This is a genomic window from Kitasatospora sp. NPDC059973 (assembly GCF_042737525.1).
In the GTDB taxonomy this organism is placed as follows: Bacteria; Actinomycetota; Actinomycetes; order Streptomycetales; family Streptomycetaceae; genus Kitasatospora.
This window is the reverse complement of sequence record NZ_JBHWUI010000043.1, coordinates 42,450-54,781: the sequence shown is the minus strand read 5'-3', so window position 1 is coordinate 54,781 and position 12,332 is coordinate 42,450. Positions and strand designations below refer to the sequence as shown.

Sequence of the window (12,332 nt, the reverse complement as noted above, 5' to 3'; positions counted from 1 at the left end):
TTTTTTTATACGACACCGCAAAAAAGTGCCACCCCCGCCCCTAGCGCGCGGGAACCCCCACCCGGGGTTGTTTGGGGCCCCCGCCCCCCGCGCGGCCCCGCCGCGGCCCGGGGGGGGGGTGGGCGGGCGCCCACGGCCGGGGTCACCAGGACCCCGGCCGTGCCCGCCCGCGCGTTCTGCTCATGTGCCCGTCGGGACGGCGGTACCGCGCTCATCGGCGCGGGTGGCTCAGCGGCGCCGGTCCTTGCCCGTCGCGGGCGGGTCCTCGGGCAGCTCCGCCTCGATCCGCTCCTTGCGGACCGTGCCGGTGACGGTCTCCTGCTCGACGAGTTCCTCGGTGGTCAGCCGCACCCGTTCCACCGGCACGGCCTCGGTCCGGACCACCGGCCGTTCCTCGTGCAGCACGACTTCGTGCTCGGCTTCGCCGATGGGCTCACCGGCGAGTGCGGCGTCCCGGTTGGCCTCGGTGATCGGCTCGCGTTCGACGCGGACCTCCTCGTGGCGCACCGGTACGGTCCGCTGCTGCTCCTCCTCCACGACGTACTTGCGCAGGCGGGCGCGGCCGGCCTCGTGGCGTTCGGTCCCGACGGTCATCCGTTCCTCGGAGCGGGTCATCGCGTCGTCCTGGTCGGCCGCGGTGCCCGCCCGGGCGCCCGTACCCGCGGTGGCGGCGGCAGCGCCTGCCGCGCCGGTGGCCGCGGTCCCGTCCCCGGAGTGGGCCCACCCGCCGTCGCCGGGCTGGTTGGCCTCGTGCCAGGCGTTGTCCCAGGCGATGCCGTAGTGGTCGTACAGACGGTGCTCCTCCTGGGCGGAGAGGTGGTTGCCGCCGTCGACGTCGACGTTGGGCGCGTCCTTGACGGTGGCCTTCGGGTAGGGCACTTCGAGGTGGTCGTCGACGATCCGGGCATCGCGGATCGGGACGAACGACTCGCTCGTCCCGAACCATCCGGTCTTGACGCTCACCCACTCCGGCTTGCCCGTCATGTCGTCGAGGAACAGGTGGTCGGCCTTGCCGATGCGGTGGCCGTCGGCATCGTGGACCGGGTGGTCGAGGACGGTACGGATCTGCTGTTCGGTGATCATCAGTTACGCCTCCTCCATTGGTCTGAGGAGCGCCTTGCCATCGGGGCCGGGCCGAAACGGCCTCCCACATGACGTTCGCTCAGCGTCACCGGCCTCATGAACCCGCTTGCGCCACCGCCTGGATGGGGCTGCGGCCGTGGTGGCGACGGAGCGTTGCCGATGTCGGCGAGCGGGCCCCGGGAACGGGGGGTACCCGTGCTGGTGGCGATACGGTGGGTGGCGGGTGGTCGGCGGCGGGGAAGCCTGCGGTTCACCCGTTCGGCCCACCGCCGGGTCGGTGCCGGTCACCCTTCGGAGCCGGTGGGGAGGACCTGGTCGGGTGGGTCCGGGACCGGCCGCCCGAGGGTCTCAGGCCGTGACTATGGCCTGCGGGTTCGGCCCGTGACTCCGGCCCGGGACCTCGGCCCGTGACTTCCGCCCGTGACTTCCGCCCGTGACTCCGGCCCGGGACCTCGGCCCGGGACTCCGGCCGACCCGTGGGGCACCATCGCCGGTGCGTCCGGAGCCACCGCTGCGGACAGCCCGCCCCCGCCGTCGGGTGGCCCGGCCTCCGCGTTCCCCGGACTTCGTCCTCGAACCTCCCGTACAGTGCGGTCCAGAGGGTGGGCCCATCGGTCGGCACGAGCCGATCCCGGACATCTTCGCCCCTTCGACGGGGGCGGAACTCCGGACCTTGCTTCGAGACCGGCCCCGGTTCCGGCCGGGACGCCGACGGGGGAGACGACGTGGGGGAACTGGACGGCAAGGCCGCCCTGGTGACGGGCGGCTCGCGCGGGATCGGGCGCGCCGTCGCCCGACGGCTCGCCGCCGAGGGGGCGTTGGTCGCGGTTCACTACGGTGCGAACCGAGCGGCCGCCGACGAGACGGTGGCGCTCATCGCCGAGGCCGGCGGTGTGGCGTTCGCGGTGCGGGCCGGGTTCGGCGAAAGCGGCGCGGTGGACCGGCTGTTCGAGGGACTGACCGCCGGGCTGGCCGAGCACGGCGCCGACGGTCTGGACATCCTGGTCAACAACGCGGGTGTCCACTCGGCCAGTTCGATCGGGCAGCTCACCGAGGAGGAGCTGGACCGGCTGCTCGCGGTCAACGTGCGCACGCCGATCTTCGTGATCCAGCGGGCGCTGCCCCTGCTGCGGGACGGCGGCCGGATCGTCAACGTGGGTTCGGCGGCCACCCGGATCGCGAGCCCCCTCCAGATCGGCTACACCGTGACCAAGGCGGCGCTGGCCGCTCTCGGCCCGTCGCTCGCCAACGAGTTCGGCCGGCGCGGGATCACCGTGAACACGGTCGAACCCGGGGTGGTGCTGACCGACATGACCGCCGGGTGGACGGGCGCTCCCGAGGCGGTGGCCGGACTGGAGTCGATCACCGCGCTCGGACGGATCGGCGAACCGGAGGACGTCGCCGATGTGGTGGGCTTCCTGGCGGGGCCGCGGGGCCGCTGGATGACCGGCCAGACCCTCGACGTCTCCGGCGGCACCTACCTCGGCCCGATCCCTGCGGGGTGATCCGCAACCCCCGACGACCACCGACGGGTTGACACCGGACCGGGCGGGCGGAACATCCACCGGGCACTCGACCCACTTCACCTACTGAGCGGGGCCGGCCCGTTCGTCCGCTGCTTGTCGGGTGCGCGCGTGCGGAACGCTCGACCGGGAGATCCCGGTCGAGCGTTCCACGGTGGCTGACCCGCCGTCAGTTGGCGGCGAGGAGCTGGAGCGTGTCGATCACGCGGTTGGAGAAGCCCCACTCGTTGTCGTACCAGGCGACCACCTTGACGTGCCGGCCGTCGACGCGGGTCAGGGCCGAGTCGAAGATGGACGAGGCCGGATTGCCCGTGATGTCGGACGACACGAGCGGGTCGTCCGAGTACTCGAGGATGCCGGCGAGCGGCCCCTGCGCCGCGGCGCGGTACGCGGCGAGGACCTCGTCGCGCGTCACGTCGCGGGTGACGGTGGTGTTGAGCTCGACGATCGAGCCCACCGGCACCGGCACGCGGATCGAGTCGCCCGACAGCTTGCCGTCGAGGTTCGGCAGCACGAGGCCGATCGCCTTGGCGGCGCCGGTCGTGGTCGGCACGATGTTGACGGCGGCGGCACGGGCCCGGCGGGCGTCGCGGTGCGGGCCGTCCTGCAGGTTCTGCTCCTGCGTGTAGGCGTGCACCGTCGTCATGAAGCCGTGCTCGATGCCGGCGAGGTCGTCGAGCACCGCGGCCAGTGGCGCGAGGGCGTTGGTCGTGCAGGAGGCGTTCGAGACGATCGTGTGCGCGGCCGGGTCGTAGGCGTCGGTGTTGACCCCGTACGCCAGCGTCACATCGGCACCGTCCGACGGTGCGCTGACCAGGACCTTCTTCGCGCCGGCGGCGAGGTGGGCGCGGGCGGCCCCGGCCGAGGTGAAGCGACCGGTCGCCTCCAGCACGATGTCCACGCCGAGCTCGGCCCACGGCAGCTGCGCGGGTTCACGCTCGGCGAGCACCGTGATGCGACGGCCGTCGACGACGAGGGCGTTCCCGTCGACGGTCACCGGGCGGCCGAGCCGGCCGGCCGTCGTGTCGTAGGCGAGCAGCCGCGCCAGGATGGCGGGCTCCGTGAGGTCGTTGACCGCGATGATGTCCAGGTCGCTGTCACGTTCCAGCAGCGCACGCAGCACATTGCGTCCGATGCGGCCGAATCCGTTGATGGCGATGCGCGTCATGAGTGGTGTCCCTTCGGTTCACCACCAAATCTCGCGCACGGCGCCCGCTCACGACAGCGGCGTGATTGCCACGGTTCAAAAGGATCACGCCAGCCCACCCGTCCTCGAAGGTGACCCGAGCCGGCCCCCGGCCGTCGTCCAGGAAGGCGACGAGGCGAGGTCGTGCTCGGCCTCCCCGCCCCCACCGTCGCCGGCTTCATCCGGGACGGGATCGTCGAAGCGCTCGGCCCCGACCGCTGCCGACTCGTCCTCGGATCCTGGTCCTGGACCGGCCCGGCCGCCGCCCTGGGCAGCTTCGACGCCGACATCGAGGTCGTCGGCCCGCCCGGACACGGGAGCGCGCTCGCGCACCTCGCCACGCGTTGCGCCCAGGCCGTCGGAGCCTCCGGCCCGCCCCCGGCCGGGGCGCCGTAGACCCGGAACACCCCGCGTGGAACGGCCCGGGCTGCTCCTAGGACTGCTGGGCCGTGAAGGTGCGCCGGTACTCGCTCGGCGTCGTGCCGAGGATGCGACGGAAGTGCAGCCGCAGATTGGCACCGGTGCCCAGACCGACGTCGGCGGCGATCTGCTCGATGTGCCGCTCGGAGCGTTCCAGCAGCTCGCGGGCCCGGTCGAGGCGGGCCCGCATGACCCACTCCATCGGCGTGTACCCCGTGTCGTCGACGAAGCGCCGCGAGAAGGTGCGCGGCGACACCGCGGCGTGCCGGGCGAGCAGTTCGAGGGTGAGGGGCTCGCCGAGCCGGTGCAGTGCCCACTCGCGGGTGGCGGCGAACCGCTCGCCGAGCGGCTCGGGCACGCTGCGCGGCACGTACTGCGCCTGGCCGCCGCTGCGGTAGGGGGCGGCGACCAGGCGCCGGGCCGCGTGGTTCGACGCGGCCACCCCGAGGTCGCCGCGCAGGATGTGCAGGCACAGGTCGATGCCCGAGGCCGCGCCGGCGGACGTCAGGACGCTGCCCTCGTCGACGAACAGGACGTTCTCGTCGACCTGGACGAGCGGGTGCTTCGCCGCGAGAGCCCGCGCGTAGTGCCAGTGCGTCGTGGCGCGCTTGCCGTCGAGCAGGCCCGTGGCGGCGAGCGCGAAGGCGCCCGTCGAGATGGCGGCGAGCCGCGCGCCCCGGTGATGGGCGGCGATCAGCGCGTCCACGACGGCCCGCGGCGGGTCGTCGCGGCCCGGGAACCGGTACCCGGGGACGAAGACGATGTCGGCCCACGCCAGCGCGTCGAGGCCGTGGGCGACGAGGTACGACAGCCCGTCGCCGCCGGTCACCGGACCGGGCGCGGCCCCGCACACCCGCACCTCGTACGGCATGCTCGCGCGGGTCGTGAAGACCTGGGCGGGAATGCCGACATCGAGCGGTTTCGCGCCCTCCAGGACGAGGACGGCGACGCGAAGCAGGCGGGAGTCGGGCACAGGAAGAGGTTACGTGGAGCCGTGACCCCGGTCGGCCCCGGACGCGGGCCGGCCGGCGCACCGATCGGGCCGACCTCCACCGGGGAGCCGCCGCCGTCCGTGACGGGCAGGGCGCCGGTGCCCGGCCGGGTGAGGCTGACCGGCTTCGTCTCGTCCGGCGGGGTCACGACCGGCCCGGTGACGCGAACGCCCGAGCCGCGCCCGTCCCGCCACGCACCCTCGCCCCCGGCGCGCGCGGGCCGACCGGCCTCGGCTAGCCTGCCACCTCGTGGACGATCGACCCGAGCCCTCGACCCTGCGCGTCTTCGTGGCGCTGGCCCCGCCCGACGATGCCAAGGACGAACTGGCCCGGGCCCTGCGACCCGCCTACGCCGGGTACCCGCGGCTGCGGTGGAACCGGATCGAGGACTGGCACATCACCCTGGCCTTCCTCGGCGAACTGCCCGCCACGGCGGTGCCGCTGCTGCGGTCGGCACTGGCCGGCCAGGCCGCGTCCCGCCCGGCTCTGCGCCTGGGCCTGCGGGGCGGCGGCCACTTCGACCAGCGCCTGCTGTGGAGCGGGATCGACGGCGACCTGGACGGACTGCACCTGCTCGCCGCCGACGTCCGGAGCGTGATCAGGTCCTGCGGGATCGCGTTCACGGAACGCCCCCTGCGTCCCCATCTGACGCTGGCACGGTCCCGCCGCGACGACCCCACCAGCGTGCCGCAGGCCGCGGCCGGACTCGCCGGGTTCGTGGGCCGGTCCTGGCGGACCGAACGCCTCCACCTCGTCGGCAGCAACATCGGCCGCGGCCCCGGACCGATCCGCTACCGCGACATCGAGGCATGGCGATTCGCCGCCGCCCGCACCGGCGGCGAGGACGCTCCCAGCGAGTCGTGACCGACGGCCTCGCGGCCTCGCGGCCTCGCGGCCTTGCGGCCGCGGTGGGGGCGGCCGGGGGATCAGCCGCCTCCGAGCGGTGATCGACCGCCGGCCGAGGCACCGTGCCCGGCGGTGCGTTCGGGGAGGTGACGGGGGGTTGTCGGTGATGACGGCGATCTATCAGTGATCGGTGAGTCGGCCGCTGTGTGATGGGTCAGGTCGGCGCCGCCGTCCGCACACCTCCCCCAGTCGAAGGAGCCGCTCGTCATGACCCCCGCACCCCTGAGCCCGCCGTGGGACGTCCACCGGTTGCCGTCCGCCGCCGGCAAGTCCTTCCTGGTCACCGGAGGCAACGCCGGGATCGGCTACTTCGTCGCGGAGCAGCTCGCCGCGACCGGGGCCGTCGTGGTGCTCGGCTGCCGGGACCGGGGGAGGGCGGGTGCCGCCATGGCGGCGATCCGGTCGCGCGTTCCCGGTGCCCGGCTGCGCCACCTTCCGCTGGACCTCGCCGACCTGGCGTCCGTGCGCGGTGTCGCGGACGGCCTCGGGCTCGACCGCCTCGACGCGGTGGTCCACAACGCCGGTGTCGCGCTCGACGACCCGCCGCGGCGGACGACGGAGGACGGTCACGAGCTGATGTTCGGGGTCAACCACCTCGGCCACGTCGCGCTGACCCGGGCGCTGGCGCCCCTGCTGGCCGCGGCGCCGGCCGCCCGGATCGTCACGGTGGGGAGCTTCGCGGCGCGCTCCGAGCGGCTGGACCCGGACGACCTCCAGTCGCTCCGGGACTACCGCCCCGGGCGCACCTACGGCCGGTCGAAGCTGGCGCAGATGTCCTTCGCCTTCGAGCTGGACCGGCGCCTGCGCGCCCGCGGCAGCACCCTGCTCAGCGTGGTGGCCCACCCCGGCGGCGCCCTGGACTCCCTGACCCCGAGCCGCCCGGGGGTGCACGCGGCGTCCCGGGGCACCCGGCTGCGCGCGGTGCCCGCCGGGCTGCTGCTCCAGGGCAAGGACGCCGGGGCGTGGCCGATCGTTCGGGCGGTCCTGGACCCGCGGGTGCGGGGCGGGCAGCTGTGGGGCCCCAGGGCCTTCGGCCTGCGCGGCGCGCCGCGGCTGGAGCCCGCGCGGGCCCACATGACCGATCCGGCCGTCGCCGGGCGCCTGTGGGACGCCAGCTGCGACGGGGCCGGCGTCGAGCCCCACCTGGGCCTCCTCTAGACGCGGCTCCCGGTGTGGAAGCGGCTCCCGGTGCTCCGTGCCACCGTCGTGGTCGGCGCCGCCCCGGGAGCCGGGACGGCGGCTGATGGTGCTCACCCCGGCGGACGGGGCGACCGAGCGGGCGCTGCGCCTGTTGATCGCCGGCTACTCGCAGGGCGGCGTGGGCACGTCGGCCCAGGTGCTCAAGGCGGCCCGGACGGCCTGAGCCGCCGGACCGTCCGGACGGGCCCCACCCGGGCGCCGGTTCGGCCTGTGACGCTCGTGCCGGTGATCCCCGGTCAGCGGCGGCCTGTGACGCTCGTGCCGGTGATCCCCGGTCAGCGGCGGCCGGTGGCCAGGGTGACGAGGAACTGGCCGCCGCCCGGCTCGATGTGGGCGGTCACCGGCAGGTCCGGTACCAGCCGGGAGAACCGGTCCACCAGCCAGTCCGCGGCTTCCTGGGCGTCCTGCCTGGTCGGGCAGCGGCCCACCATCTCGCGGCCGCCCTTGCGCTCCAGCCTCGCGGCCACGGCGGTCAGCGGCGCGGGCTCGACCACGTACAGGCGGTCCGGCCAGGCGATGACCACCTTGACCGCGCCCTTGCGGGAGTTGCACCCGCGGTGCGCGAGCCGCTCGGCGACCTTGGCCTTCCGGTCGGCGGTCCGGCTGTCAACGCTGGGCCCGCGCGGGTCGTTCACCGACTTGTCGGGGTCGACCGGTTCGTCGCACACCCAGCATCGCCAGTTGTCGTGCTCGGCCACATCATCGAGGAGACTCACCCGAGTAAACTAGCCTGCTCCGCCGCCGCCCCGCGCAGCAGGGCCTCGGCGATCGGGTGGAGCGGCGCCCGCCCCTCGCGCGGGCGAGGCCGCGTCGGCCCGGCGCCGGCCGGTCCCCGGTCCTGCCGGCGTCCGCCACCCGGGTGCGGCGGACGCCCACGCTCTCCGGGCCGGTCGGAGCCGGTCGGAGCCGGTCGGGCCTCGGCCGGAGTCAGCCGGGGCTGAGGAGACAGAACTCGTTGCCTTCCGGGTCGACCAGGATCGTCCAGTGGATCTCGGACTGGTCGATACCGGGGTCGGTGGCGCCCAGGGCGCGCAGCCGGTCCGCCTCCGCCGCGTGGTCGTCACCGCGGTAGGGGCGGAGGTCGAGGTGGACGCGGTTCCACCCGCTCTTCGTGTCGGGGGTGCGGATGAACTCCAGGTAGGGGCCGACGCCTGCGGCGGAGCGCATGGTCGCGTAGTCGTCGGTGACCTCGTGCAGCGTCCAGTCCATCGCCTCGCCCCAGAACCGGGCCATCGCCCGCGGGTCGGCGCAGTCGACCACCACCGCGGCGATCGGCCCGGTGTCCTGGTAGACCGGGCGGGGCTCCAGGACGCAGAACTCGTTGCCCTCCGGGTCGGCCATGACGGTCCAGGGGACGTCGCCCTGGCCGACGTCGGCGAGCGTCGCGCCGAGGTCCCGCAGCCGTGCGACCAGCTCCGTCTGATGGGCCGTCGAGGTGGTGGCCAGGTCGAGGTGCACCCGATTCTTGACCGTCTTGGGTTCCGGCCGGGCAATGAGGTCGATGCAGACTGCCGTGGGGTCGGGGTAGCTGAAGCCGACGGGTTCGAGGTTGGTCACGCCGGGCCCCTCGCTGTCGAGGCCCCAGCCGAGCGCCTCCGCCCAGAACCGGCCGAGCGCGGAGTCGTCCCGGGCCTTCATGTTGATCTGCACAAGTCGGGTTGCCATGCCGAAGATCATAGAAGCTGTCGCGGGCCCGCACCCGAGTGCGCGCGGAAGACCCGTCTCCCCGGCTGCCTCACCGGCCCGCGGCGTGGAGCCCGGCGGTGGCGACGACCGGCCGGACCTTGGTGAGCATCAGGTGCAGGAACTGGTCGGGGTGGCGGAAGGACGCGAAGTGGCCGGCGTCCCTGATCAGGGCGAACTCCTTGACCGGCGCCTGCACGTCGTTGAGGAAGCACCGGGCGCGGTCGGTCGGGTTGAGCACGTCCTGGTCGCCCTGGAAGACGAAGAACGGCAGCTCGAAGCAGGTGCCGTCGGCCCGGTCGTCGAAGCCGGCGGTGTCGGGGAGGATCTGCTCGGAGAGCTTCATCCCCTTGCCGAGGGTGCCGAGTTCGCTCAGCGAGTGCAGCGGGGAGAACCAGAGCGACTTCATGACCACGGACTTCATGGTGCTGAAGGTCAGCGGGTCGGTGGTGGCGGCGATCTTCGCGTAGGTGCCGTACTGCTCGGCGGTCCACGTCCGGCGGTCACGGTCGATCGCCCCGACGGCGGCGAGCTCCTTGCGCTTGCCCGCGGCGCGCAGCCGGGCCAGCAGGGCGAGGTGGTCGGCGTCGTCACCGTCGGCGTCGTGGATCTTCTGGTCCGTGCCGACGTAGGCGCAATAGCGGTCGGGGTACTGGCGGGCCAGGCGCAGTCCGAAGGCGCTGCCGAAGGAGTTGGCGACCAGGACGACCCGGTCGACGCCGAGCCGGGCGCGCACGAAGTCGGTGACCTCGACGGCGTCCTGGTACATCCGGGCGAAGCCGAGTTCGCCTTGGTGGTCGGCGCCGGAGCGGCCGAGGGTCTTGCCGGTGCCGCGCATGTCCCAGCGGACGATCGTGAAGTGCTTCTCCCAGGCCCGGGTACGGGGCCCGTAGATCGCGTTGGAGGCGCCGGGCCCGCCGTGGATCTCCAGGATCACCGGGTTGGCCAGGTCCTCGCCTCGGATGGAGATCCACTGCTCGATCCCGCCGATGCGGACGAACTCCTGCTCGTCGACGCCGTCGGAGGCGGTGATCCGCATCAGCCGGGCGTTCGCGGCCTGCCTGATCCGGCGGTGGCCGAGGAGGAGGGCGACGGGTGTGGCGGCGACGGCGGTGGCGACCGCGGTGGCGATGAGAACGGTGTCGAGCATGGCTGGCTCCCCTGAACTGTGTATCGAATAAGCAATTGAGTTTATGTTATACACAGTTCTGAGACGTCGTCAACGAGAAGCGGCGGCCGCCGACGAGAGGGAGCGGCCGGTCGACCGGTCGCACGCAGTGAGGAGCCCGTATGGCCGCCGGCAGGGAGAAGAAGCGCGACCCGAAGGTGAGCCTGGCGCTGCTGTGGAATGAGCAGGACCAGCCCCGGCGCGGGCCGAAGCCGTCACTGACCGCCGGGCGGATCGTGGCCGGCGCCATCGAGGTCGCCGACGCCGAAGGCCTGGACGCGGTCTCCATGCAGCGTGTCGCCGCCGAACTCGGCGTCACCACCATGGCGTTGTACCGGTACTTCCCCGGCAAGGCCGAACTGGTCGACCTGATGGTGGACTCCGCCCTCGGCGTACCGTCCGAGGCCGTCGCCGCGTCCGCCGGCTGGCGCCCCGGGCTCACCGAGTGGGCCCGCCAGTGCTGGGCGCTCTACCGCCGCCATCCCTGGATCCTGACCGCCACCGCCATGCGCCGCCAGCTCATGGGCCCCAACCAACTGGCCTGGCTCGACGCCGCCCTGGCCGTGCTGGCCCCGACCGGACTGTCCGCCGCCCAGCAGCACGACACCGTCCTCCTGGTCATCGGCCACATCCGCAACCTCGCCCAGCAACTCGTCGACCGCGACGAGGAGGGGGAGCAGGAGTGGAACCGCCTCGCCGCCGACACCCTCGACCGCCACGCCCACCGCTACCCCGCCCTCGCCGCCGCCATCGCGGCCGGAGCCTTCGCCCCCCGGGTCGAGGACCCGCTGGACTTCGGCCTGAACCGCATCCTCGACGGAACCGCCCTCCTCGTCGACCGGGCCTGACCGCCGCGTCGGCCCACCCGACGGTGGTGGGGTGGGCGACGTCGGGCGTGGGCGCTGCTGTCCGTTGTCCCCTGTCCGCTGTCCGTTGTCCGTGGGAGGGCCGACGAGAGTGGGAACGAACGGGGTCGGGCGGTACCCGGACGACACGGCGTGCGGCCCGTGCCCCGACCCGGCAGGGGCCGGACTGTCGTACCCGCCATCTAGCCTCGCGGGGAGAGCCGACCGCTGCACGGAGGGACTACGGATGAGTGGCCTGAGTTGGATGTACGGGACGGACCTGCCGCTGCTGAGCGTCACCTTCGCCCGTGACCTCACCGCGCGCGGGCTCCTGGAGCGGATGGGCGCGGACCCCGACACGCTGGCCGAGCGCACCCAGGAGGAGTTCAGGGACGAGTTCGACGACCTCCTCTACGAGGACGACGCCTATGTGGTGACCGCCGGCCGGTACGGGGCGTGGGCGTGGGTCTGGGAGCACGGCAGTTGGCTGTGCGTCGAGGACGACGGCCTGCTCGGTGAGCTCTCGGCGGGGACGGTGGCGCTGTCCCTGCACGCCAACGAGAAGCCCCTGGTGGACTTCCGCTACGCCGAGGACGGGCAGCTGGTCACCGGTCTGCACACCCTCCTCGGCATCGAGCCCCAGCACCGCACCGGCCGGGACCCCCACCGCTTCGACGCCGAACTGCGGGCGCTGGGCGCCTGCCCGGACACCGGGGAGACCGGACCGCTGGGCATGCGCGGCCTCTTCTACCGTCTCGCCGAGGGGCTCGGTGCGGGTGTCGACCCCGCCGGTCTCTCCGGTGGGACGGTGCTCAGCGCCCAGCTCCGGCCGCGTCCCGACCGGGTCGCGTGATCCACCCGGTTCGGTCGCCCGGCGCGGGCTCCTCCGCCGCTCCGCTCGCGCGGGCGGTCCGCCGCCGAGGTACCGGTTCCCGGGAGTGATCATTGAGCGTGTGCTCCCATGGAGAAGGCTCAGGAGTTCGAGGCACACCGGCCTCGCTTGTTCTCGTTGGCGTACCGGCTGCTCGGGTCGGCGGCGGAGGCCGAGGACGCCGTGCAGGACGCCTACCTGAGGTGGCACGGGGCCGAGCGGGAGCGGATCGCCGCGCCGGGGCCGTGGCTGGCCAAGGTGACCACCAACCTGTGTCTGAACCGTCTGACGTCGGCGCGGGCCCGACGCGAGGAGTACGTCGGACCGTGGCTGCCGGAGCCGGTCCGGACCGACGGCGGGGCGCTCGGGCCGATGCAGACGGCGGAGCAGCGGGACGCGGTGTCGCTGGCTGTCCTGGTCATGATGGAGCGGTTGACCCCGCCCGAGCGGGCGGC

General features: G+C 73.7%; 12 protein-coding genes and 2 pseudogenes. 7 read left to right on the top strand and 7 right to left on the bottom strand.

The features are described from left to right. Nucleotides 1-228: 228 nt before the first annotated feature. On the bottom strand, nt 229-1,083 hold the full coding sequence (locus ACFWA9_RS14765) for a PRC and DUF2382 domain-containing protein (RefSeq protein ID WP_380387088.1): 855 nt from the start codon (nt 1,081-1,083) through the stop codon (nt 229-231). A gap of 725 nt (nt 1,084-1,808) precedes the next feature. On the opposite strand from ACFWA9_RS14765, the gene ACFWA9_RS14760 reads away from it, so the two are divergent. Next, a complete protein-coding gene (locus ACFWA9_RS14760; RefSeq protein ID WP_380387086.1) occupies nt 1,809-2,588 on the top strand; it encodes an SDR family NAD(P)-dependent oxidoreductase in 780 nt (259 codons plus the stop codon). 187 nt (nt 2,589-2,775) lie between these two features. Here the strand turns inward: ACFWA9_RS14760 and gap are convergent, their stop codons facing one another. Continuing rightward, nucleotides 2,776-3,774, bottom strand: a complete 999-nt coding sequence (gap, locus tag ACFWA9_RS14755; RefSeq protein ID WP_380387083.1) for a type I glyceraldehyde-3-phosphate dehydrogenase — start codon at nt 3,772-3,774, stop codon at nt 2,776-2,778. 162 nt (nt 3,775-3,936) lie between these two features. Between gap and ACFWA9_RS14750 the strand changes: the two genes are divergently transcribed. Continuing rightward, nucleotides 3,937-4,188: a hypothetical protein gene (locus ACFWA9_RS14750; RefSeq protein ID WP_380387080.1), complete on the top strand. Its 252-nt coding sequence runs from the start codon at nt 3,937-3,939 to the stop codon at nt 4,186-4,188. A 37-nt stretch (nt 4,189-4,225) separates the two neighbouring features. Here ACFWA9_RS14750 and ACFWA9_RS14745 read toward each other — a convergent pair whose 3' ends face one another. Both ACFWA9_RS14745 and ACFWA9_RS14740 read right to left on the bottom strand, forming a co-directional pair. Then, nucleotides 4,226-5,185, bottom strand: coding sequence for a helix-turn-helix domain-containing protein (locus tag ACFWA9_RS14745; RefSeq protein WP_329491663.1), 960 nt, complete (start codon nt 5,183-5,185; stop codon nt 4,226-4,228). 56 nt (nt 5,186-5,241) lie between these two features. Next, nucleotides 5,242-5,391, bottom strand: a pseudogene (locus tag ACFWA9_RS14740) (DUF4232 domain-containing protein); the annotation flags it as partial. 62 nt (nt 5,392-5,453) lie between these two features. On the opposite strand from ACFWA9_RS14740, the gene thpR reads away from it, so the two are divergent. Beyond that, nucleotides 5,454-6,068, top strand: a complete 615-nt coding sequence (gene thpR, locus ACFWA9_RS14735; protein ID WP_380387077.1) for an RNA 2',3'-cyclic phosphodiesterase — start codon at nt 5,454-5,456, stop codon at nt 6,066-6,068. A gap of 249 nt (nt 6,069-6,317) precedes the next feature. Then, nucleotides 6,318-7,268: an SDR family NAD(P)-dependent oxidoreductase gene (locus ACFWA9_RS14730; RefSeq protein WP_380387074.1), complete on the top strand. Its 951-nt coding sequence runs from the start codon at nt 6,318-6,320 to the stop codon at nt 7,266-7,268. A gap of 317 nt (nt 7,269-7,585) precedes the next feature. On the opposite strand, the gene ACFWA9_RS14725 is transcribed toward ACFWA9_RS14730, so the two are convergent. The 3 genes from ACFWA9_RS14725 to ACFWA9_RS14715 all read right to left on the bottom strand — a co-directional run bounded on the left by ACFWA9_RS14725 (nt 7,586) and on the right by ACFWA9_RS14715 (nt 10,143). Further along, the gene (locus ACFWA9_RS14725; protein ID WP_380387071.1) at nt 7,586-8,026 is read right to left on the bottom strand and encodes a hypothetical protein; all 441 of its coding nucleotides are present in this window, start codon (nt 8,024-8,026) and stop codon (nt 7,586-7,588) included. A gap of 211 nt (nt 8,027-8,237) precedes the next feature. Next, nucleotides 8,238-8,975 carry a VOC family protein gene (locus tag ACFWA9_RS14720; protein ID WP_380387068.1) on the bottom strand — a complete coding sequence of 246 codons (738 nt, stop codon included), beginning with the start codon at nt 8,973-8,975 and terminating at the stop codon, nt 8,238-8,240. A gap of 70 nt (nt 8,976-9,045) precedes the next feature. Next, a complete protein-coding gene (locus ACFWA9_RS14715) occupies nt 9,046-10,143 on the bottom strand; it encodes an alpha/beta fold hydrolase (protein ID WP_380387065.1) in 1,098 nt (365 codons plus the stop codon). 140 nt (nt 10,144-10,283) lie between these two features. Here ACFWA9_RS14715 and ACFWA9_RS14710 point away from each other — a divergent pair, with 140 nt between their 5' ends. From ACFWA9_RS14710 to ACFWA9_RS14700, 3 genes and pseudogenes are all read left to right on the top strand, one after another. Next, on the top strand, nt 10,284-11,009 hold the full coding sequence (locus ACFWA9_RS14710; RefSeq protein ID WP_380387063.1) for a TetR/AcrR family transcriptional regulator: 726 nt from the start codon (nt 10,284-10,286) through the stop codon (nt 11,007-11,009). Between the two features lie 244 nt (nt 11,010-11,253). Next, nucleotides 11,254-11,859: a DUF6461 domain-containing protein gene (locus tag ACFWA9_RS14705; RefSeq protein ID WP_380387060.1), complete on the top strand. Its 606-nt coding sequence runs from the start codon at nt 11,254-11,256 to the stop codon at nt 11,857-11,859. A 108-nt stretch (nt 11,860-11,967) separates the two neighbouring features. Then, nucleotides 11,968-12,330 (top strand): annotated as a pseudogene (locus tag ACFWA9_RS14700) (sigma factor); the annotation flags it as partial. Nucleotides 12,331-12,332 lie beyond the last annotated feature (2 nt).

Coding starts and splice junctions, on each gene's coding strand:
- ACFWA9_RS14765 (WP_380387088.1), bottom strand. CDS start 1,083: ATGATCACCGAACAGCAGATCCGTACCGTCCTCGACCACCCGGTCCAC.
- gap (WP_380387083.1), bottom strand. CDS start 3,774: ATGACGCGCATCGCCATCAACGGATTCGGCCGCATCGGACGCAATGTG.
- ACFWA9_RS14730 (WP_380387074.1), top strand. CDS start 6,318: ATGACCCCCGCACCCCTGAGCCCGCCGTGGGACGTCCACCGGTTGCCG.
- ACFWA9_RS14710 (WP_380387063.1), top strand. CDS start 10,284: ATGGCCGCCGGCAGGGAGAAGAAGCGCGACCCGAAGGTGAGCCTGGCG.
- ACFWA9_RS14720 (WP_380387068.1), bottom strand. CDS start 8,975: ATGGCAACCCGACTTGTGCAGATCAACATGAAGGCCCGGGACGACTCC.
- ACFWA9_RS14705 (WP_380387060.1), top strand. CDS start 11,254: ATGAGTGGCCTGAGTTGGATGTACGGGACGGACCTGCCGCTGCTGAGC.
- ACFWA9_RS14715 (WP_380387065.1), bottom strand. CDS start 10,143: ATGCTCGACACCGTTCTCATCGCCACCGCGGTCGCCACCGCCGTCGCC.